This is a genomic window from Geobacillus uzenensis, from assembly GCF_002217665.1.
Classification (GTDB): Bacteria; Bacillota; Bacilli; order Bacillales; family Anoxybacillaceae; genus Geobacillus; species Geobacillus subterraneus.
The window spans coordinates 256,697-278,806 of record NZ_NEWL01000009.1 but is presented as its reverse complement, the minus strand read 5'-3'; the positions used below and the strand labels follow the sequence as shown (position 1 = coordinate 278,806).

Genomic DNA, 22,110 nt, shown 5'->3' with positions numbered 1-22,110 from the left:
AAAGAGAACGTTATGATAAAAATTGTTGCAGTACCCGAACTCGTTTGTTTTTGGTATATTTTTTCTATGCATCATCCACAACTATGAAAAGGATGAAGGGAAAGGGATATGCCGATGAATACAAAAGGCAAGTTTTTCGACCCGCCGAAAATTCTCGTGTCGGGATTTGCGCTCATTATTTTCGCCGGGGCGCTGCTTCTTATGCTTCCCATAGCGACTGTTGATGGAAGGGGGCTGCCGTTTTTAGACGCGTTGTTTACGGCGACATCGGCGACGTGTGTAACTGGACTTGTCGTCGTTGATACCGGGACGACGTTTACGTTATTCGGCCAACTCGTCATTTTGACGCTCATTCAAGTCGGCGGACTCGGGTTTATGACGTTTGCCACGTTGTTTGCCTTTTTGCTCGGCAAGCGCATTTCACTAAAAGAGCGGCTCGTGCTGCAAGAGGCGCTGAACAATTTGACGATTGAAGGCATCGTGCGATTGGTGAAACGCATTTTTATTTTCACCGTTATTATTGAAGGCATTGGCGGCATATTGCTTTCTGTTCGGTTTGCGTTTGACATGCCGCTCGGTCGGGCGATCTATTTCGGCTTTTTCCACGCGATTTCAAACTTTAACAACGCGGGCTTCGATTTAATGGGCGAATTTCGCAGCTTGACCGGGTACGTGGACGACCCGGTCGTCAGCCTTGTCGTGCCGATGTTGATCATTTTGGGCGGGATTGGTTTCATCGTCATGAACGAAGTGTACGAATACCGGCAGACGCGTCGTTTTTCTCTCCATACGAAAGTGGTCGCCATGACGACTGCCTGGCTGCTGCTAATCAGCATGGGGTTGATTTTGCTGCTCGAGTGGAACAACCCGAAGACGATGGCGCCGCTGTCGCTATCCGGCAAGTTGTTGTCTGCTTTTTATCAAGCCGTCACCCCGAGAACGGCAGGTTCGAATACGCTTAACATCCCTGATTTGACGCAGCCGACCTTGTTCCTAATCATTTTTCTCATGTTTGTCGGCGCTTCTCCGGGTTCGACGGGCGGCGGGATTAAAACGACGACGTTGGCAACATTGCTTGGTGCGGTTTGGTCACAAGTGCGCGGGAAAGAAGATGTCGTTCTGTATCGGAAACGGATTGTGTATGATATGGTGTACAAGTCGTTGACGGTGACGATGAGCGGGCTGTTTATCGTCATGTTTGTCACGATGGTGCTGACGATTACCGAGAGCGGAAAAGACTTTTTAATGATTTTATTCGAAGCGACATCGGCGTTTGGGACCGTCGGACTGTCGATGGGGTTGACGCCGGAATTGTCCCCCTTCGGCAAAATCACCATCATTTTAACGATGTTTGCCGGCCGGGTCGGCCCGCTGACGATCGCGTACGCGGTTACGCTGCGCCGCCAACCGGACCCGTTCCGCTATCCGAAGGGGAAAATTATGATTGGATAGACGAATGTCGAAGGTCATACGTTTTTGCGTAACCAAACAGCAGTGATTCTTCACTTTTTCCTAATTATGAAAAAAGATGTCGCCATCGCCGCATTGCCTTATCATTTGCGAGAATAATGTCGAGAAAAGAAGAAACATTTCCCCGGAAATCGATGCGTGTCGAATGGTGAAAAAGTCCCCTCTGCCGTACGAATTTGCACATCGTACGGCAGAGGGGGAATGATGATGTGGTTATGAGGATCGATGATTTTACTGGCTCTGAGTGTAAGCGGGGACAGCTTTAGCGCAGGCATTACTTATGCACTTGCCGATCAGCCGTCCGATGGTTCGTTACCACCATGGCGGACACGGATGGACGGGGACCATTGGTGGGTTTGCGGCTGGGATGTTGGCAGGAATGATTGCGGAAGAGCTGCTGGGTGATGCGGTGGATGACGTGGTCGACGATGTTGCGGATAGGATCGGTGTCGACGATGGGTTTGACGGCGGCGATTGGTTGTAACCATCTCATCGTCAAACGGTGTCTCGCCTAGTGCGTGGTGCTTTTTTCACCGTGCAGGGGGGTTGGACGATGGTGACCGTTTCCTTCCAACACACATATACATTAAATGGAAATGCGCCAACAAACATCTTTGAGGGAGGAAACGTGATGAACCATATGCACGGGCATATGCACGGCCATCGCCATTTAGCTTGGCATGAAACGTTGGAGCTGCATGAACTCATTGCTTTTCAAGCGAATGCGCTTATGAAAATGAAAAAGGCCGTCGGCAACATCGATTGTCCGGAGTTGAAAAGGCTGTATGTCGAGACGATTCAAGGGTTGGAGATGAACGTGCGCGAGCTGCTAGCCTTTATTCCGTCTGCTCCAATGATGGAGGAAACACGCGATCCTGATGATGGCGAGCGCGCTTTGCATGCGGGTGACTTGCTTGGTTTTGCGAAAACGTCTGTGCGCAACTATGCCGCGGCCATTACGGAAACGGCGACCCCGGTGTTGCGTAAAACGTTTGTGAAGCATTTGCTAAAGGCGATCGAAACGCACGAAAAGGCGTTCAATTACATGTACGAGCGCAACTACTACCCAGCGTATGATCTTGTCCAGCTTCTTCACAATGATGTCCGAAACGCCCAAAAGGCGTTGTCGATGGGATATGAACGATAATGGAAACGAGCCGCTCCGGCCAACGGAGCGGCTTCTGTCATTGCGGCAGGGAGGAGCTGCTACCTTGGCGGCGAATACATAAAGACAAGGAAACAGCGAAGCCTAATGGCGTTCGCAGAGAGGAAAATACATAACGGGGGTGTCAACGATGCGTTGCTTTATCGTTTTTGATATTGGCGGTACATATGTGAAACATGCCGTCATGAACGAGCACGGCGATTTTTTAGAAAAAGGGCGTTATCGTTCGGAACGTCATGCCTTTCGCCAATTTCGAGATGATTTGCTGAAGGTCGTCCGCCAAGCCCAAGCGCATTATGAACTTTCCGGCATTGCGATCAGTTCTGCAGGCAGCGTCGACAGCGAAAGCGGTGTCATCGGCGGGAGCAGCGCCTTGCCTTGCATTCACGGTCCCAATTTCAAAGAAGTGTTCGGCGGGGAGACGGGACTGCCGGTTGAGCTGGAAAATGACGCAAATTGCGCCGCGCTCGGTGAGCTTTGGAAAGGAGCGGGGCGGGGCTGCCGCGATATCGCATTTGTCATTGTCGGCACCGGCATCGGCGGGGCAATTGTGAAAGACGGGCGCATTCATAAGGGCGCGCATTTGCACGGCGGGGAGTTTGGTTATATGTTGATGGATGTTCGCTATACAAACGGAACGATTGAATGCAAAACGTGGAGCGAACTGGCAGCGACGAGTGCGCTCATTCGGATGGTGGCTAGGGAAAAGGGGAGACCGGAAACAGAACTAGATGGTGAAACGGTATTTGCGTTGGCCGAGGGGGGCGATGAAGCCGCGCAAAACGCGATCGACCGGTTTTACTTTTCATTGGCCCACGGCATTTTTAACTTGCAATACGCATACGACCCAGAAAAAATCATTTTAGGTGGAGCCATTAGCAACCGCCCTGATTTTGTTGACGAAATTAACAAGCGGCTTTCAACGCTGTTGTCGCTCGTCCCGATCGCGAAAGTCCGACCGGTTGTGGCGGCGTGCCAGTTTAAAAACGACGCGAACTTGCTCGGCGCCTTGTATCATTACTTGGAGCGGCGCGGGGAGCTGACGTCTTCCTAGGAGGCTGGTAAAAAACAGCAGTTTCCCCTGATCGATGAGTGAACGTATAAAAAGAAGAACCGATGCTACAAGGTTTTTCTATTGGAGAAACAGTGCTGGGAAGCGGTATATACTATTAAATCACCAGCCTCCTAGCCAGCATGAACGGGCCGCCCCCGTTTCATAACCAAACGGATGTTCATCCAATGCAAAGTGCGGGTAGTAGAAATGAATGATTTATAGTACAATAGAGCAGGCGCGGCCGAAGGAGGCGTGCTATTTTGCCGCTTGGCCCATACATATGTATAGAAAAGGACGACCCCGCGCAGAAAGGATGGAAGGGAATGCACTGGATTGAGCTGTTAAAGGCTGTCATTTTAGGAATGGTGGAAGGGTTGACGGAGTTTGCCCCCGTTTCTTCGACCGGCCATATGATTATTGTCGATGATCTTTGGTTGAAATCAACGGAGTTTTTAGGCAAATACGCGGCCAATACGTTTAAAGTCGTCATCCAGCTCGGCTCCATTTTAGCCGCTGTCGTCGTGTTCAAAGACCGGTTTTTGGACTTGTTAGGTGTTCGCGGCCGCCATCCCGGCGGGAAGCCGCGGCTGACGCTGCTTCACGTCATCATCGGTCTGCTCCCGGCCGGGGTGCTTGGTGTGTTGTTTGAAGACTATATTGATGAACATTTGTTTTCGACGCAAACGGTGCTCATCGGTCTTGTGCTTGGCGCGCTGTTGATGATTGCTGCCGACCAATTCGCCAAAAAGGCGGCGCGGGCGCAGACGGTCGACCAAATCACGTACAAGCAGGCGTTTCTTGTCGGGTTAGTGCAATGTTTGTCCTTATGGCCGGGCTTTTCCCGCTCCGGCTCGACGATCGCCGGCGGGGTGCTTGTCGGCATGAGCCATCGCGCTGCAGCGGATTTCACGTTTATTATGGCTGTTCCGATCATGGCCGGGGCAAGCGGGCTGTCGCTCTTGAAAAACTGGCAATATGTCAGCGCTGCCGACATCCCGTTTTTCATTGCGGGCTTTTTGAGCGCCTTCGTCTTCGCTTTGCTTGCGATCCGCTTTTTCCTGCGGCTCATCAATCGCATCCGCCTCGTGCCGTTTGCGGTGTACCGGATTGTGCTCGCAGTTGTCATTTATTTCCTGTACTTCTAGTTGTGCCGCCTGGTCGGGTTGTCCCGCCGGGCGGTTTTGATTTACAGAGCAGTTGGGGGCAAACGGGTGGGAAAGAACGAAGAGGGAAAACGAAAGTGTTTCTTCAAACATATTTGTGGCGGCGTTTTTACTAAAAAACCGAGGCGATGCCTCACGAACGTACGCTGGGCATCGCCTTATTTTGGTCAGCGGGCGGTGTCTTGAATGACGGCAAGAAGCGTTTGCAGCGGATCGGTGCCGCCGGACCGCTCCATGTTTTTCTTGTAGCGGTCCTTGTTTTCGTACAGGCGGTGAATGGCCGCTTGCAGCGATTCGTTCGTCAAGTTCTCTTCCATCAGCACTTCCGCATAGCCCGCTTTTTCAAATGAGCGGGCGTTTAAAATTTGGTCGCCGCGGCTTGCTGCTTTGGAGAGCGGAATGAGCAGCATCGGCTTGCGCAAGGCGAGCAGTTCGAAAATGGCGTTCGCACCGGCGCGGGAGACGACGAGATCGGCCAGGGCCAACAGATGGGGCAGCTCTTCGTTAACGTATTCGAACTGTTTGTATCCTTTTTGGTCAGCAAGGCTTGAATCGACGTTGCCTTTGCCGCAAATGTGGATGATGTCAAACTTGCTAAGCAGCGCGGGCAGGCAGGCGCGCAGCGTATCGTTGATCGTTTTTGAGCCTAAGCTGCCGCCCATGGCGAGCAGCACCGGTTTTTTGCCATCAAACTGGCAAAGCATCCGCCCTTGTTCCGCGCGTCCGTGCTTCAGTTCTTCACGGACGACGGCGCCGACGTAGACCGCTTTGTCGGCATGGACGTGCTCTTTTGTTTCCGGAAAGGTGAGACAAATTTTCGTCGCAAACGGCATGGCGATTTTGTTGGCGAGTCCGGGCGTCAAGTCGGACTCGTGGATGACTGACGGCACGCCGTTTAGCCAGGCGCCGAGAATGACAGGAACGGAGACGAACCCGCCTTTGGAAAACACGACCGCTGGCTTTTCTTTTTGGATCAGGCGGTACGCTTGCCAAATCCCTTTTAAGACGTGAAACGGATCTTTGAAGTTTTTCCAATCGAAATAGCGGCGCAGTTTTCCGGTTGACACCGAATAGTACGGGACGCCGTCGATGCGGCCGATGATCTCCCGTTCAATTCCTTGATGGGAGCCGATATAGACGATGTCCCATCCTTGCTCTTTCAGTTTCGGAATGAGGGCGACGTTGACCATCACGTGGCCGGCCGTGCCGCCGCCGGTTAAGACGATTTTCTTTCGCAATGCAGATCACCTGTCTTTTTCTCAATAGTGAAGATGTTTAATGAACACCTTTGCTAAGCCGCCTTTCAAGAGGCAGCCGCATGCGGCGTTTCAAGTCCATCGACATGCCGCTTTTTACGTCCTAAGCGCCATATACCTATGTATTATAGCAAATTCACCATCGTTTATGGAGGAAACCGAACGGCGGTAAATTTCGTATCCATCAAGGGAGTCAAAAAGGCGAGGCGTTACATGAAATTCTCATCATTTTCCTTTTGATTTTTCATCGAATTCATATATCATCATTAGTCTAGCAGCTTATTGACAAATGGCGCGCGAGAAAGCCCATTCCTTTTGGGATGGGATGAAAGCAAAGAAGATATTCAGTTTCCTATTTTCAAAGGAAGCAAATATTGATAAAGTACTATCGGAGAGGTGAAGACGATGTTGGCATGGCTTGTTGGCTGTTTGATCGCTGGAATCGTGATATACGGGATTGTGCCGACGATCGTCATTCGCAAAAGCGGGTTCTTCTGTTTCGTGAAGGAACAGCGCCTGACTGCCTTGCTTTGACATTTGATGACGGTCCTGACCCGTATTATACGCCAAGGCTGTTGGATTTATTAAAGAAATATGGTGTAAAGGCAACGTTTTTCGTCGTCGGCCGGAAAGTCGAGCGTTATCCTCATATTGTGCGGCGGATGGTGGAAGAGGGTCATGAAGTCGGCATTCATAATTACCGCCATATCAGCAACTGGCTGTTGCCGCCGCTTTGGCTCGATTGGGGAGTGCGGCGGGCGGCCGCGGCGATTGAGCGGGCGACGGATCAACGCCCGATCTATTACCGGCCGCCATGGGGTCATTTTAACGTTTGGACGCCCATCGTGCAAAGACGGTATACAACGGTGCTATGGACGCATATTCTTGGGGATTGGAATGAAAACATTGGAACAATGGAGTTGTTCCGCCGCTTGCGCGCTGCCGTGCGCGGCGGGGCGGTCATCGTGCTTCATGATAACGGGGATGCGTTAGGCGCCAACAAGCGCGCGCCGGAACAAATGTTGTCGGCTCTTGAGCTGCTGTTCAAAGATGAAGCGGCGAAAAAGATGCGCTGGGTGACGATTACAGAACTGAGAAACGCGCAAACTAACAAACAAATCTCGTCGATGTGATGGGGGAGCTATGGATACGAGCGTATGGTTGCCTTATGTTCAGTCATACGGATATGTGATGCTGTTTTTGTTTTTATTTTGCGGCATCGTCGGCATCCCGGCACCGGAGGAAAGTTTGCTTTTTTTCGTCGGTGTGGTGGTTGCCAAAGAGCAGTTGCTGCTTTGGCCGACGCTCGCCTCGTGCTGGGGCGGAACGATGGCCGGCATGGTGGCCGCGTATGGCGCCGGAAGATGGTGGGGAGCGCCGTTTGTGCAAAAGTACGGCAAGTATGTCGGGATTACAGGTGAACGGTGGGAACGGGCCCGCGATTGGTTCCGCCGCTACGGGAAATGGGGGCATTTTGTTCGGCTGCTATGCCCCGGGAGTGCGGCAAATCTGTCCGTATATGGCGGGGGTGAGCCGATTCCCGTTTCGGACATTTGTTTTGTTCGCTATGGTTGGGACAGCGGGCTGGGTCGTTCCGCTGACATTGGCCGGGCTATTGCTCGGCCGTCATATCCATGTCCCCCTCATTTCCTTTCCGCTTGCCGGATTGGTGTTGTTTTTGCTCTTTTTGCTTGCGGCGTGGATTGGGCAGCGGAGGCGAAAAAAATCTTTTGAAAGCTAAAGGGTGCGATCGATGATGAAAGTGTTGTTTTTGCCGTTGTTCCAAATGAATACCGGACACCATAAAGTAGCCGACACGCTGATCGATTTTTTGCGCCGTCAGCTTCCGGTGGTTGAAAGCAAAAAAATCGATTTTTTGAGCTATTGCAATGAGCTGATGGAAAAAATGGTGTCAGAAGCTTATTTGCGCTGGATTCGCTCGCATCCCGCTTCATACCACCGCGTGTACAAGACGTTTATGTATCAGGAGTCAACGCGGCTTGAGTTTGTTTCGTTTGAGCCGTGGCTGCCTTATTTTGAAAGCAAAATGAAAAAGATGGTGGAACAAGAACAGCCAGATTTAATCGTCTGCACCCATTCGTTTCCGTCGCGCATTTTGCAGCAGCTGAAGCGGAAACGAGCGTTGGCGGTCCCGGTTGTGAACGTCTATACGGACTTTTTTATGAACAGCATCTGGGGGAAGCGGTTTATCGACTATCATTTTGTCCCCCATCAAGAGGCGAAATGGGAACTGATCACCAAACACGGGATCGATAAAGAGCGCATCATTGTCACCGGCATCCCGGTTCATGACACATTTATGAACATGCCGGAAGCCCGGCGGAGAAGGCGGCCAACCCATGTGCTCGTCGCCGGCGGAAACCAGGGGCTCGGCAATATGATGGCATTTTTGCGGGCGGCTCGAACGTCGACATTGTTTCGTTATTCGGTGTTGTGCGGTGCCAATGAACAGCTGTACCATGAAATTGCTAGCTGGCAGCTCCCTCACATCCGCCCGCTTCCGTACATCGCCGACCCTGAGGAGATGAACCGACTGTATGATGAAGCTGACGCGGTCATTACAAAGCCGGGCGGGGTGACCATCAGCGAGCTGCTCCATAAGCGCATTCCGATCTTCACCATCGACTGCTTGCCCGGACAGGAACGCATCAATTTGCAATATTTGCAGCGGAACGGCTTAATTTATCACTTGACTGGGCCGGACAATGGCGAACGGAACATATTCCGCCTGCTGACCGATGACGTGGAAAAAAATCGGTTTTTCCGCCGCGTGTCCGACTATTTTGCCGGGGTGGAAAAAACGGGACAAGAAGCGCTCGCGGAAATGGTGGCAACGATGCCGCAGCGCATGGCTTGGCGCGTTCTTCGCCCGTAGACGAGCCATCTAACGGACGTTAGATGGCATTTTTTGTGCTGAATGGCTGCAGCGCAGGTGGCGAAACAACCTGCATCGTACATATAAAATATCAGACCGTTGGGCGCGAAACGTGTTACAATAGGAACGATGGCCAAGGAAAGAGGAGGAACGATGATGAAAACGAGAGTCGGAGTGTTATACGGCGGTAAATCGCCGGAACACCAAGTATCTTTGTCGACGGCGATGGCGGTCATGAACGCCATTGATCCTCATAAATTCGATGTCATCCCGATTTATATTACACCGGAAGGGCAATGGATTAAAGGAAAACGATTGACTGGGCCGATCGAAGAGGTAAAGCAGTTGCAGTTCACTTCGACGGCAACCGCGATGATTCCCGTATCGTTAAACCAAGTCCCCGCGTCAGATGCCGCAACGGAGGGCGACAAGGAAACGATTGATGTAATTTTTCCGCTTTTGCATGGGCCAAACGGCGAAGACGGAACGGTGCAAGGGCTGCTGGAAATGCTCAACCTCCCGTACGTCGGCAATGGGGTGCTCGCTTCTGCCGTCGGCATGGATAAAGTGGTGATGAAAAACTTGTTTGCCCAAGCTGGGCTGCGCCAAGCGAAGTATGTATCAGTGACGAAATATGAATGGAAAAAAGGCGAAGAAGCGGTGTATGACCAGGTCGAACAAGCGCTCGGCTACCCATGCTTTGTCAAACCGGCCAACGCCGGTTCGAGCGTCGGCATTTCCAAATGCAAACAGCGCGACGAGTTAAAAGCGGCGTTTGCTGAGGCCTTTAAGTATGATCGGAAAATTATTATCGAGGAGGCCATTGTCGGCCGAGAAATTGAGATTGGCGTTATCGGGAATGACGAGCCGATTTGTTCCGTTGTTGGAGAAATTGTGCCAAAAAAGGAATTTTACGACTACGAGGCGAAATATGAAGACGGGCAAACGGAGTTGATTATTCCTGCCAAGGTGACGCAAGAGCAGTATGAGACGATCAAATCGATGGCCATTGCCGCGTTTAAAGCGCTCGACTTGTCCGGGCTTGTGCGCGCCGACTTTTTCCTCGCCGAAGACGGCACCGTTTATATTAACGAAATTAATACGATGCCGGGGTTTACGCCGTACAGCATGTTCCCGCTCCTTTGGCAGCATAGCGGCGTGCCATACTCGGAGCTGATCGAGCGCCTTATTGCGCTGGCATTGGAACGGCATCAAGAAAAGCAGATGATTACGTACACATTTGAAAAGTAAAAGAGGGTGGGAGCGAATGATGAAACGGACGGTGCGGCAAATCGCCGAGATGGCCGGCGGCCGGTGCACGAATCCGGAGTGGGAAAATATTTCCGCCAGCGGCGTATCGACCGACACAAGGACGATCCAAGCCGGCAACTTATACGTTCCGCTGCTTGGAGAGACGTTTAACGGACACGCTTTCGTGGAGGAAGCGGTGCAAAAAGGGGCGGCAGCCGTGCTATGGGCCGAAGCGGAAGGGGCGCCGCCGGAAAGCGTTCCAGTGATTATCGTCGATGATACGCTTTCGGCGCTGCAGCGTCTCGCTGCTCGCTACCGTGAACAGCTCGGGCTGAACGTCGTCGGGGTGACCGGCAGCAACGGCAAAACGACGACGAAGGACATCATTGCTGCTCTTTTGGCGACCCGATATCGCGTGCAAAAAACGGAAGGAAACTTAAACAATCATATCGGCGTACCGCTCACGCTTCTCGCCGTCGAGGAAGGGACAGACATCGCCGTCGTGGAAATGGGAATGAGCGGATTTGGTGAAATCGAGCGGCTCACGACGATCGCTCGGCCGAATGCCGCCGTCATCACCAACATCGGTGAATCGCACTTGCAAGAGCTCGGGTCGCGGGAAGGCATCGCCAAGGCAAAGTTAGAAATTTTGTCCGGGCTGCACCGTGACGGTTTGTTCGTCTACCACGGCGATGAGCCGCTTTTGGCCGAGCGCGTGCCGAACTTGCCGCTTCCCCGGCACGTTGTGACGTTCGGGGAAGGCGAAGGCAACGATTATTATCCGACAGCTGTGCGCATTGAAGCCGCGGGCACGTCGTTTGCCATCAACGCGCTCCCTGGCCGGATGCTGTTTATGCCGGTATTGGGGAAACACCACGTATACAACGCGCTGGCCGCCATCGCAGTCGCCCGCTTTTTTGACGTCAGTTGGGAGGAGATTGACGCCGCTCTTTCCCGTTTGCAAGTGACGCGCATGCGTACGGAAGTCGTGAAAACGAAACGCGGCTTTACGGTGATTAATGATGCCTACAACGCCAGCCCGACATCGATGCGTGCCGCGTTGACGCTGCTCGGAGAATTGGGCGGCTATGGAAAGAAGATCGCGGTATTGGGCGATATGCTCGAACTTGGCGACAACGAGGTCACGTTCCACCAAGAGATTGGGGAGATGCTGCGGCCGGAGATGGCGGATTACGTATTGACCTACGGACCGTTAGCGCGCCATATTGCTGCGGCCGCTGCGCCGTCTTTTGGCCAAGGCCGGGTGAAGGCGTTTGACGATAAAGCGGCATTGGCTGAAGCGGTGCTTTCTATCGCCTCCGCAGACGATATCGTCCTGTTGAAAGCATCGCGCGGCATGAGATTGGAAGAGCTGCTCGGTTATTGGGTGTAAAATCGGACGGGTCGAGAAAAACTAAAAGCGGCGTCACCGGCGCCGCTTTTCACTCAAGCCGGGGGGTGGGGATGATGATCGGCTGTTTATGCATTCATGGATTTACCGGGAGTCCGGAAGAGGTGGCGCCGCTAGCTGACTATTTGCGGGAGCGGACCGATTGGATTGTGAAAACGCCGATATTGCCGGGACATGGAGATGAGTTGCGGCTCAAAGGGATTACATATGACCGATGGGTCGAAGCGGCTGAACAAGCGTTCCAGGCGCTTAGCCTCCGCTGCGATACGGTATATGTTGTCGGGTTTTCAATGGGTGGGGTGCTCGCCGTCCATTTGGCGGAAAAATACCCGGTCGCTAGGCTTGTGCTGTTGAGTGCAGCGTTTTATTACGTCAACCCGCGCCAATTATGGCGTGACATCCGTGAGATGTTTGCCAACGGCTGGCGTGGAGCGCGAGAGCATCCATTGTTCCTTCGCTACCGAAACAAAATGATGGCGACTCCGTTTTCGGCCGTCAGGGAATTTCGCAAGCTCGTCCGCCATGTGCGTCCCCGCCTTCCGCGCGTCCAAGCGCCCGTACTCATCGTACAAGGAGAAAAAGACGGGATTGTGCCGCCCAAAAGCGCCTATTACTTATATGAAAACATCGGTTCGGCAGAAAAAGTGCTGCTGTTTTTGCCGAATTCGTATCACCACGTCTGCCATGGCGCTGACCGGCACGTATTGTTTGCCGAGGCAGAAAAATTTTTGTGCGCCCCCTCCTTTCATTGCAAATGACGGCATAACATGGTATGATAACTGTCAAACCTTTCTCACGAATAAAGGGACGATTTTTTATAAGGAGTTTGGATAACATTGACGACATTTCAAGAATTAGGATTAAGCCAGGACGTAATGAAAGCTGTCGAGCGGATGGGATTTGAAGAAACGACCCCGATTCAAGCAAAAACGATCCCGCTCAGCCTGCAAAATAAAGATGTGATCGGCCAAGCGCAAACCGGAACGGGGAAAACAGCCGCGTTTGGCATCCCGATCGTAGAAAAAGTGGATGTGAAAAACGGGGCCGTTCAGGCGCTCGTCGTCGCGCCGACGCGCGAGCTTGCCATTCAAGTGTCGGAAGAACTATATAAAATCGGTGCGGTCAAGCGGGTGCGCGTCTTGCCGATTTACGGCGGCCAAGATATTGAGCGGCAAATTCGCGCCTTGAAAAAACAACCGCACGTCATCGTCGGCACGCCAGGCCGCATCATCGACCATATTCACCGCGGGACGCTCCGCCTTGAACATGTGCATACGGTCGTGCTCGATGAAGCCGATGAGATGCTTAATATGGGCTTTATCGAAGATATTGAGGCGATTTTGCGCCATGTGCCGACCGAAAGGCAGACGTTATTGTTCTCGGCGACGATGCCGGATCCGATCCGCCGCATTGCCGAGCGGTTTATGAACGATCCGGAACTCGTGAAGGTGAAGGCAAAGGAAATGACCGTGCCGAATATCCAGCAATATTATTTGGAAGTGCACGAGAAAAAGAAATTTGACATTTTAACACGGCTTCTCGATATCCAGGCGCCGGAGCTGGCGATTGTGTTTGGCCGCACGAAACGGCGCGTCGACGAACTCGCTGAAGCACTCAACTTGCGCGGCTATGCGGCGGAAGGCATCCATGGCGATCTAAGCCAGGCGAAGCGGTTGTCGGTGCTGCGCAAGTTTAAAGAAGGGTCAATTGAAATTTTAGTTGCCACCGACGTCGCGGCGCGCGGATTGGACATTTCCGGTGTGACGCACGTGTATAACTTTGACATCCCGCAAGATCCGGAAAGCTACGTCCACCGGATCGGGCGCACGGGACGCGCCGGCAAGACAGGAATGGCGATGACGTTTGTGACACCGCGGGAAATCGGCCAGCTCCATCATATTGAGCGGACGACGAAGCGGAAAATGGAGCGGATGAAACCGCCGACGCTCGATGAGGCGCTCGAAGGCCAACAGCGCGTCGCCATTGAAAAGCTCCTCAACGTGGCAGAAACGGAAAATTTATCATTTTACAAACGAGCGGCTGAGGAATTGCTTGAAGAGCATGACTCCGTGACGATCGTCGCCGCCTGCCTGAAAATGTTGACGCGCGAACCGGACACGACGCCGGTGAAGTTGACGGAAGAACCGCCTTTAGCGGTCAAACGGGAGAAAAAGCGGGGCGGCCGCCCGGACGGTTCGGCGCGCGGCCGGACGAAAAAACGGCGGATTACGGCGCATTAAGCGCCGTTTTTTCATGGCCGGATCACATGAAATGTCGGCAGCTGGGGACGGATGGCTAAAAAGGGAGCCAACAAGCCGCCGGTGGCGAAGCCGAATAGATGAGCTATGAGATTTCCGTTCGGTTCCAGCAAACTAAGCAACAAATGAATCGCGACAATGACCAGCAACAGCCGGGTGTGCTTTGGGGCGATTAAGTCACGGCGGAATAGAGCGAGATAGCTATACATGCCGAATAAGGCGAAAATGGCTCCTGACGCCCCGACGTGGCTGTACATCGGCGGCAGAAGCAGTACGGTGGCGACATTGGCGCCGAAGCCGCCTCCGAGATAAAGAAGCAAAAATTTCCCTTTTCCGAGCGCACGCTCCAGCCACGGGCCGAACAGCCATAGAGAAAGGCTGTTGGCCGCCATATGGTTGAAATCGTAGTGCAGCACGAGCGGGCTAACCAACCGCCAATACTCTCCGTCGCGAATGGCGCCGTTCGTCCCGATGACATGTTGCCAAATGGGCTCAAGCACCGTGAGGGGAAGGACGAACAAAAACCATAAACCGATATGGGCTAGCAACACGATCGATACAACCGGACAGAGACGGAAGAGTGAGCGGACATCCCCTACATGGTGAAACATAGCTTTGTCTCCTTTCTTTGCTGAACATCACATCCCCTGCAGGTGGGGCGATGCGCCGATAGGTTATGTCCGTTTTCTATAAGCCATCTTATGCACAAAAAGCGCAAAAAATTTGTCCGACTATATCGCACGGATAGGTGGAGAAAGTGATGATTGTCGGTATCGGCATTGATATTGTAGAGCTTGAACGGATTCGGTCGCTCCTTGAACGCAACCGCAAACTCCCTGATCGGGTGTTAACACCGCGAGAGAAGGCGCAGTTTGACCGGCTAGCACCTGCTAGACAGGTGGAATTTCTTGCCGGACGATTTGCGGCGAAGGAAGCGTACGCTAAAGCGCTCGGGACAGGGATTGGGCGACATGTATCGTTTCAAGACATCGAGGTCGTTTCCGATGCGTATGGAAAGCCAAGTATTGCTGCCCGCCGCGACGGAGAGATCATTCATCTGTCCATCTCCCATAGCCGCGATTATGCGGTCGCCCAAGTCGTCATTGAGCGCTTCGGGCCGACTGAACCATCGGACGCTTGCCACGGCTAGTCTGCATATTCTCGAAAGTTGTCTCATATATTGTAGTGCATAGGCAGAAATCGATATATGAGGCAAAGGGGTTGAAGCGATGGGCAGAAAGGTGCTTTTGGCATTGGTCGGCATCATCTTTTTGTTTGCTCTAGCTGGGTGCGGGTCGAAATCGCAGGAGGAAGTGCTTCAAGCGCTCAATGAAAAGATGGACGACATGACAGGCTACCAAGCCGAGGCGAAAATGACGTTCCGCACCGGTGCGAAGCCACAAGTATATCATGTGGAAGTGTGGCATAAGCAGCCGTCGTACTACCGCGTCAGCTTGAAAAACGCCGACAAAGGGCAAAGTCAAATGATTTTGCGCAACGATGAGGGAGTGTTTGTCTTTACGCCGGCTCTCAACAAAAGCTTCAAGTTTGTCAGCGACTGGCCGAAAAACAGCAGTCAAGCGTATTTGTATGAATCGCTCGTCAAAGACATTTTGAGTGACTCAAAGGCGAAGTTTAAAGCGACGAAAGACCACTATGTATTCGAGACAAAAACGAACTATCCAAATAGCGAAGTCGTTCCGACCCAAGAAATTACACTGCGCAAAAAAGATTTGGCGCCCGTCTCGGTCAAAGTGATGGATACAGACCGAAAAGCGCTGTTGACAGTGGAATTTTCCAATGTTGAATTTAACAAAAAATTCGATGATGATGCGTTCGACACATCGAAAAACATGACCGGTGCACGCCTCGAAGTGCCAGCGATGGCGGAAGGAAAAGAACAAGTGATGGAGGTCATGTACCCGAGCCAGCTCCCGGAAGGCGTCCAGGCGCTTGAGGAAAAAGAAGTAAAAAGTGAAGACGGCACGCGGGTCATTATGACATTCGGCGGCAAAAAATCGTTTACGCTCGTTCAAGAAAAAGCGGAAGTGCTCCCGGCCACGAGCATGCCAGTGCTTGTCAACGGGGATCCGGTTGATTTAGGATTTACGGTCGGTGCCCTCACTGATCAAACGCTGACATGGTCATACAACGGGGTGGAATTTACGCTCGCCTCTGATGATCTAACACCGGAAGAAATGGTGATGGTTGCCAGCTCGGTGCAAGAAAAAGCAACAAAATAACCGTGAAGCCTGCGAAAAGGCGTGCCTTTCCGCTTTGAGGGCGGGAGGCCGCCTTATTTTTTCATGGCGTGAGAGTCCGGTCCGGTGAAAAAGGCCTCGCCTCTAGCCGGCATAGGACTAAACGGGATGAAAAGCGGGGGAAGCAAGGTTTCTCGATTTCCGCTGCGTTCAGGCGCTTTTCTGACGTTCAACCTATTCCTTCTTCAGCAAAGACGTGGTAAACTAAGAAAGGACGAAAACAGATTCAAGCGCTTTCGAACTTGCGTGATGAGAAAGGCAGCGAGAGAGGATGGACGACTTTCACCGCGATACGTGGGCGGAAATTGATTTGGATGCCATTTACGACAACGTTGCGAATTTGCGCCGCTTTTTGCCGGATGGAACGCGGGTGATGGCCGTCGTGAAGGCGAACGCCTATGGACATGGTGACGCCCAAGTGGCGGAAACGGCGCTAGAAGCCGGCGCTTCCTACTTAGCCGTCGCCTTTTTGGACGAGGCGCTCGCCTTAAGGAAAAAAGGCATCAATGCGCCCATTTTAGTGCTCGGGGCGTCCCGCCCGGCCGATGTGACGCTAGCCGCCCAACATCGCATTGCCTTAACCGTGTTTCGCGCTGATTGGGTAGAAGAGGCGTCATCCATTTACACGGACTCGGCCCCGGTTCACTTTCATTTGAAAATGGACACCGGAATGGGAAGGCTCGGGGTGAAAAACGAAGAGGAGACAAAGCGCATCATGGCGCTGATTGATCGCCACCCGTCCTTTATCCTTGAAGGGGCATATACGCATTTTGCGACGGCTGATGAAGTGAATACAGACTATCTTTCTTACCAATATGGCCGCTTTTTGCGTATGCTCGAATGGCTGCCGTCGCGGCCGCCGCTCGTTCATTGTGCCAACAGCGCAGCGGCGCTCCGCTTTCCCGATCGAGCGTTCAATATGGTCCGCTTCGGCATTTCCATGTACGGGCTCGCTCCGTCGCCAAGCATCAAGCCGCTGCTTCCATACGAACTCAAGGAGGCGTTTTCGCTCCATAGCCGCCTCGTGCATGTGAAAAAGCTGCAGCCGGGGGAAAAGGTCAGTTACGGAGCGACGTATACCGCGCAAGTGGAAGAGTGGATCGGCACGATCCCGATCGGCTATGCGGACGGCTGGCTCCGTCGTCTGCAACATTTTCATGTGCTCGTGAACGGGCAAAGGGCGCCGATTGTCGGCCGCATTTGCATGGATCAATGCATGATCCGCCTGCCTGGGCCGCTGCCGATCGGCACGAAGGTGACGTTGATTGGTCGTCAAGGGGATGAAGCCATCTCAGTCGATGATGTCGCCCGCCAGTTGGAAACGATTAATTACGAAGTGCCTTGCACAATCAGTTATCGGGTGCCCCGTATTTTTTTCCGAAATAAGCGTATAATGGAAGTGAGAAATGCTGTTTGTCACGGGTGAAGCGGTGCATAATCTGCTTCAGAAGACAAAGGATAGAAAATGGAGAAATGACTTTGCAGCGCCGTTGTTTAATGGTATCATGAAATGGAAGCAATGAATGGCTGCAGTTCGTGGAGGTGTATGATTCGTGTCGGAATCTGGCGCAACAACGGAAATCATCGTTCGTTTGCCGCAGTCGCTGCTGACAGAACTGGACGGGCTCGTAAAGCAGGAGAATGGCAATCGCAATGAACTCATTTATCAGGCGACGAAAATGTATATTCGCGAGCGGAAAAAACGGCAAATTCGCGAGGCGATGAGACGAGGCTACATGGAAATGGCCAAAATCAATTTATCTATTGCTTCTGAAGCGTTTCATGCTGAATATGAGGCCGACCACACCGTTGAACGCTTAGTTAGCGGGGGGTAATGCTTTGATTGTCAAACGTGGCGACGTTTATTTTGCGGACCTTTCCCCGGTCGTTGGCTCAGAGCAGGGCGGCGTACGCCCCGTGTTGGTGATCCAAAACGATATCGGCAATCGCTTCAGTCCGACGGTAATTGTCGCGGCGATTACGGCGCAAATCCAAAAGGCGAAACTGCCGACGCACGTCGAAATCGATGCGAAACGCTACGGGTTTGAGCGCGATTCGGTCATTTTGCTTGAGCAAATTCGTACGATTGATAAACAACGGTTGACCGATAAAATTACCCACTTGGATGATGAAATGATGGATAAGGTCGATGAGGCGCTGCAAATCAGCTTGGGTTTGATCGACTTTTGACACTGTGCGAAGAAGCCCCCTGCCTTAGCGAGTCAAACAGCGGGAGGGAGCGATGTTTTGTTTGCCAAGGGCAAATGGGCGGATAGGTGAAGCGGCGGTGAACGTGCGACGCTGGATTTTATTATGGTATTTTTATGTCAATGGCAAAGACGGGCAGATCGGCTCTCATAACGGTCTGTCCTTTCATTTTTATTTGGTTTCGTAAAGAAGACTCCGAGCCTCAAGCGCGCGAAAGGCGCAGCCCAGCGATCAGCGGGAGAGGAATTTCGGCTGACGCTATACATAAGGGAGGGAAACGCTTGACGAACGAACAGCGGCTCATTTCAATCATCGCCACCGAGCAACAGTTGGCGGCGAAACAAGTCGAAAATGTCATCGCGCTTCACCGGGAAGGCAACACGATCCCGTTTATCGCTCGCTACCGGAAGGAAATGACGGGGGCGCTCGATGAAGTGCAAATTCGTGATGTGCTCGAACGATGGGAATATTTGCAGCATTTAGAACAGCGGAAAGAAGAAGTCATTCGGTTGATTGATGAGCAAGGGAAATTGACGGAAGAATTGAAAAACATGATTATAAGCGCTACGAAGCTGCAGCAAGTCGAAGATCTATATCGCCCTTACCGACAAAAACGGCGCACGAAAGCGACGATCGCCAAAGAAAAAGGGCTCGAGCCGCTCGCCGACTGGCTTCTTTCTTTCCCCGCCGCTCCAGCTCCCGAAGAGCAGGCCGAGGCGTTTGTCGATGCCGAAAAAGGGGTGGCCACTGTTGACGAGGCGCTGCAAGGGGCGAAAGACATCATCGCTGAACGGATGGCTGACGATGCCAACCTTCGCCAATGGGTGCGCGAACAAACGCGTCGGAAAGGAACGATCGCTTCGGCCGCCAAAGCGCCGGAAAAGGACGAAAAGAACGTTTACGAAATGTACTACGACTATGAAGAGCCGATCGCCAAAATCGTCCCCCATCGCGTCTTAGCCTTAAACCGCGGTGAAAAGGAAGAGGTATTGCGCGTAGCGGTCAAACCGCCGGTCGAGGAGATCATTCGCTACTTGCTGCGAAAGACCATCGCCAATGAATCATCCCCCGCCGCCCCACTTGTGGCGGAAGCGGTTGAAGACGGATACAAGCGGCTGATGGAGCCTGCCATTGAACGCGAGATCCGCAACGAGCTGACGGAAAAGGCAGAAGAACGGGCGATCCATATTTTTGCCGAAAACTTGCGCAAGCTGCTTCTTCAGCCGCCGTTAAAAGGAAAAACGGTCCTCGGCATCGACCCGGCTTACCGAACCGGATGCAAACTCGCCGTCGTTGACGAAACCGGAAAGCTGCTCCGCATCGACGTCATGTACCCGCACCCGCCTCAGGAGCGGAAAGAGGAAGCGCGAACAAAGCTTCTGCGCTTGCTTGAAGACGATCATGTGGACATGATCGCCATCGGCAACGGAACGGCATCGCGGGAAACAGAGCAGTTTGTCGCCGATACGCTGAAGCAAGTGGCGCGTGACATCTTTTATGTCATCGTCAACGAGGCGGGGGCGAGCGTCTACTCCGCTTCCGACCTTGCACGCGCCGAGTTTCCGGACTTGCAAGTCGAAGAGCGGAGCGCCGTTTCCATCGCCCGCCGTGTTCAAGATCCGCTCGCCGAGCTCGTCAAAATCGACCCAAAATCGGTCGGGGTCGGCCAGTACCAGCATGATGTTTCGCAAAAGAAGCTGGCCGAATCGCTCCGTTTCGTCGTTGAGACGGTCGTCAACCAAGTTGGCGTCAACGTCAACACCGCCTCTGTTTCGTTGTTGCAGTACGTGTCAGGGCTGACGAAAACGGTGTCGGAAAACATCGTCAAGCGCCGCGAAGAGCAAGGAAAATTCCGCAGCCGTGAAGAGCTGAAAACGATCCCGCGGCTTGGAGCAAAAACGTACGAGCAATGCATCGGCTTTTTGCGCATTCCCGACGGGGAGGAGCCGCTTGACCGCACGGCGATTCACCCCGAGCGGTACGCAGAAGTGAAGCAGCTATTGCATACATTAGGATTTACAACCGACGCCATCGGCAGCGGCGAACTGCGCCAAGCGCTGCAAGCCATCGATATCGAAGCAACGGCTGCTGAACTCGGCATCGGTGAACTGACATTGCGCGACATCATCGACGCTTTATGCCGTCCGGAGCGCGACCCGCGCGACGAGCTGCCCAAACCGCTGCTTCGCAAAGACGTCTTGAAAATGGAGGACTTAAAACCGGGCATGGAGCTTGAAGGCACAGTGCGCAATGTCGTTGACTTCGGCGCTTTTGTCGACATCGGTGTCAAACAGGACGGGCTTGTACATATTTCAAAACTCAGCAAACAATACGTGCGCCATCCGCTCGACATTGTTTCCGTCGGCGATGTTGTCAAAGTATGGGTCGAGCACGTCGATGTGGCGAAAGGGAGAATTTCATTATCAATGCTGCCTCCAGAGTAAGCGGCGTTTGTTCTTAAGATTTCAGCCGAGAGGTCAAACCCCCAGAGGCATGCGAGCGCTCTGACAGGCTGGCATGCCCTTATCACAGCTGTAGTCAGCTGGAAGGAGGAGGGAGTGTTGGTGAAGAAAAAGCCGGTCAATTCCATGGAAGTAGCGAAAAAGGCAGGGGTATCCCAATCAACCGTTTCTCGCGTGTTCACCCCGGGTTCGAGCGTGTCACCGAAAACGAGAAAGCGGGTGCTTGAAGCGGCGCGGGAGCTTGGCTATCGACCTAACGCGTTGGCTAGAGGACTGATCATGAATAAAACGAATATCATTGGCTTGGCGATGAGGGATATCCAAAATCCGTTCTATCCTGAAATATTGGAGAAATTCACAAAAGCGTTGCGCGACAACGGTTACCACGTCCTTTTTGTTCATACGGAGAACGACGAGATCAACCAAGATGAAATATCAGAATTTCTTGAATACAATGTCGAAGGTGTCATTGTGACTGATGCTACGTTATCGCCGAATATCATCGCCTCCCTTTCAAGCAACGGCATACCGGTCATATTGTTTAACCGCCGCATGGACGGCCTTCCTTGCCATTCGGTGAGCTGCGATAATTATACCGCGGGCAAAAAAATTGGCGAATACTTGTACGAGCTCGGATATAGACGGATGGCATACATACGCGGACGCAAGAACACCTCGACAAATGATGACCGCGAGCGGGGGTTTTGTGAGGCTCTGATGGGGAGAGGAGCGGAACTTTGCATCGAGGACGGAGAGTTTACTTATGAAGGGGGATATAATGCTGCTTTGCGGCTATTAGGCAAAAGAGAGCGGCCCGAGGTGATTTTTGGGGCTAACGATATCACGGCCTTAGGGGTCATGGATGCCGCCAGAGCGATAGGATTATCGATTCCAGATGACGTGGCGGTCATCGGTTTTGACGATATCACAATGGCGTCTTGGCCTAGTTACGGTTTAACAACATGGAGGCAGCCTGTTGATGAGATGATCGAATGGACGCTGGCAAAACTGTTCGTAGAAATAGACGGAGGAGATGGGAAACCGTCATCGATTTTATTTCCAGGCATATTGGTCGAAAGAGGAAGTGTGAAAAAAAGGAGTTGACAAAAGAAAGCGCTTTACATTATTATTTTTACAGAATCCGCGGAAACATTTGAAATTTCTGTAGATAGGGGGAGCCCCCTTCTTGTGCCGCAAATTGAATACGTATTCAATATACTAAAAAGTTGAACTATTTACTAAAATGCATACGCAT

19 protein-coding genes and 2 pseudogenes are annotated in these 22,110 nt (G+C 52.5%); 19 read left to right on the top strand and 2 right to left on the bottom strand.

The window, feature by feature from the left end:
- Window positions 1–114 precede the first annotated feature (114 nt).
- The 5 genes from B9L21_RS14775 (at window position 115) to B9L21_RS14755 (ending at window position 4,834) form a co-directional block, all read left to right on the top strand.
- A complete protein-coding gene (locus B9L21_RS14775) occupies window positions 115–1,452 on the top strand; it encodes a TrkH family potassium uptake protein (protein WP_063167426.1) in 1,338 nt (445 codons plus the stop codon).
- 322 nt (window positions 1,453–1,774) lie between these two features.
- Entirely contained in the window at window positions 1,775–1,954 is a 180-nt protein-coding gene (locus B9L21_RS14770; RefSeq protein WP_264151726.1) for a hypothetical protein, read from the top strand.
- Between the two features lie 156 nt (window positions 1,955–2,110).
- Window positions 2,111–2,617 carry a spore coat protein gene (locus B9L21_RS14765; protein ID WP_082816611.1) on the top strand — a complete coding sequence of 169 codons (507 nt, stop codon included), beginning with the start codon at window positions 2,111–2,113 and terminating at the stop codon, window positions 2,615–2,617.
- 148 nt (window positions 2,618–2,765) lie between these two features.
- Window positions 2,766–3,689 carry an ROK family protein gene (locus B9L21_RS14760; protein ID WP_063166935.1) on the top strand — a complete coding sequence of 308 codons (924 nt, stop codon included), beginning with the start codon at window positions 2,766–2,768 and terminating at the stop codon, window positions 3,687–3,689.
- A gap of 323 nt (window positions 3,690–4,012) precedes the next feature.
- On the top strand, window positions 4,013–4,834 hold the full coding sequence (locus tag B9L21_RS14755; RefSeq protein WP_063166934.1) for an undecaprenyl-diphosphate phosphatase: 822 nt from the start codon (window positions 4,013–4,015) through the stop codon (window positions 4,832–4,834).
- Window positions 4,835–5,019: 185 nt separating this feature from the next.
- Here the strand turns inward: B9L21_RS14755 and B9L21_RS14750 are convergent, their stop codons facing one another.
- Entirely contained in the window at window positions 5,020–6,090 is a 1,071-nt protein-coding gene (locus B9L21_RS14750; RefSeq protein WP_063166933.1) for an undecaprenyldiphospho-muramoylpentapeptide beta-N-acetylglucosaminyltransferase, read from the bottom strand.
- A gap of 423 nt (window positions 6,091–6,513) precedes the next feature.
- Between B9L21_RS14750 and B9L21_RS14745 the strand changes: the two are divergent.
- The 7 genes and pseudogenes from B9L21_RS14745 to B9L21_RS14715 all read left to right on the top strand — a co-directional run bounded on the left by B9L21_RS14745 (window position 6,514) and on the right by B9L21_RS14715 (window position 13,906).
- Window positions 6,514–7,241 (top strand): annotated as a pseudogene (locus tag B9L21_RS14745) (polysaccharide deacetylase family protein).
- Window positions 7,242–7,251: 10 nt separating this feature from the next.
- Window positions 7,252–7,849 (top strand): annotated as a pseudogene (locus B9L21_RS14740) (DedA family protein).
- Between the two features lie 12 nt (window positions 7,850–7,861).
- Entirely contained in the window at window positions 7,862–9,004 is a 1,143-nt protein-coding gene (locus B9L21_RS14735) for an MGDG synthase family glycosyltransferase (protein ID WP_063166932.1), read from the top strand.
- 156 nt (window positions 9,005–9,160) lie between these two features.
- Entirely contained in the window at window positions 9,161–10,255 is a 1,095-nt protein-coding gene (locus tag B9L21_RS14730; protein WP_063166931.1) for a D-alanine--D-alanine ligase, read from the top strand.
- Between the two features lie 16 nt (window positions 10,256–10,271).
- Window positions 10,272–11,648 carry a UDP-N-acetylmuramoyl-tripeptide--D-alanyl-D-alanine ligase gene (locus B9L21_RS14725; RefSeq protein WP_063166930.1) on the top strand — a complete coding sequence of 459 codons (1,377 nt, stop codon included), beginning with the start codon at window positions 10,272–10,274 and terminating at the stop codon, window positions 11,646–11,648.
- A gap of 74 nt (window positions 11,649–11,722) precedes the next feature.
- The gene (locus B9L21_RS14720; RefSeq protein WP_063166929.1) at window positions 11,723–12,424 is read left to right on the top strand and encodes an alpha/beta hydrolase; all 702 of its coding nucleotides are present in this window, start codon (window positions 11,723–11,725) and stop codon (window positions 12,422–12,424) included.
- A gap of 117 nt (window positions 12,425–12,541) precedes the next feature.
- Window positions 12,542–13,906 carry a DEAD/DEAH box helicase gene (locus B9L21_RS14715; protein ID WP_409071366.1) on the top strand — a complete coding sequence of 455 codons (1,365 nt, stop codon included), beginning with the start codon at window positions 12,542–12,544 and terminating at the stop codon, window positions 13,904–13,906.
- Between the two features lie 11 nt (window positions 13,907–13,917).
- On the opposite strand, the gene B9L21_RS14710 is transcribed toward B9L21_RS14715, so the two are convergent.
- Window positions 13,918–14,535 carry a rhomboid family intramembrane serine protease gene (locus B9L21_RS14710; protein ID WP_063166927.1) on the bottom strand — a complete coding sequence of 206 codons (618 nt, stop codon included), beginning with the start codon at window positions 14,533–14,535 and terminating at the stop codon, window positions 13,918–13,920.
- Between the two features lie 149 nt (window positions 14,536–14,684).
- Here B9L21_RS14710 and acpS point away from each other — a divergent pair, with 149 nt between their 5' ends.
- From acpS to B9L21_RS14675, 7 genes are all read left to right on the top strand, one after another.
- Entirely contained in the window at window positions 14,685–15,074 is a 390-nt protein-coding gene (gene acpS / locus B9L21_RS14705) for a holo-ACP synthase (protein ID WP_063166926.1), read from the top strand.
- A 79-nt stretch (window positions 15,075–15,153) separates the two neighbouring features.
- Window positions 15,154–16,167, top strand: coding sequence for a LolA family protein (locus B9L21_RS14700; RefSeq protein ID WP_063166925.1), 1,014 nt, complete (start codon window positions 15,154–15,156; stop codon window positions 16,165–16,167).
- A 289-nt stretch (window positions 16,168–16,456) separates the two neighbouring features.
- The gene (gene alr / locus B9L21_RS14695; RefSeq protein ID WP_063166924.1) at window positions 16,457–17,611 is read left to right on the top strand and encodes an alanine racemase; all 1,155 of its coding nucleotides are present in this window, start codon (window positions 16,457–16,459) and stop codon (window positions 17,609–17,611) included.
- Between the two features lie 127 nt (window positions 17,612–17,738).
- Window positions 17,739–18,020, top strand: a complete 282-nt coding sequence (locus B9L21_RS14690; protein ID WP_020958454.1) for a CopG family ribbon-helix-helix protein — start codon at window positions 17,739–17,741, stop codon at window positions 18,018–18,020.
- Between the two features lie 4 nt (window positions 18,021–18,024).
- The gene (gene ndoA / locus B9L21_RS14685) at window positions 18,025–18,375 is read left to right on the top strand and encodes a type II toxin-antitoxin system endoribonuclease NdoA (RefSeq protein ID WP_003253417.1); all 351 of its coding nucleotides are present in this window, start codon (window positions 18,025–18,027) and stop codon (window positions 18,373–18,375) included.
- A gap of 299 nt (window positions 18,376–18,674) precedes the next feature.
- Entirely contained in the window at window positions 18,675–20,837 is a 2,163-nt protein-coding gene (locus tag B9L21_RS14680; RefSeq protein WP_063166923.1) for a Tex family protein, read from the top strand.
- 120 nt (window positions 20,838–20,957) lie between these two features.
- Window positions 20,958–21,959, top strand: a complete 1,002-nt coding sequence (locus B9L21_RS14675; protein WP_063166922.1) for a LacI family DNA-binding transcriptional regulator — start codon at window positions 20,958–20,960, stop codon at window positions 21,957–21,959.
- Window positions 21,960–22,110 lie beyond the last annotated feature (151 nt).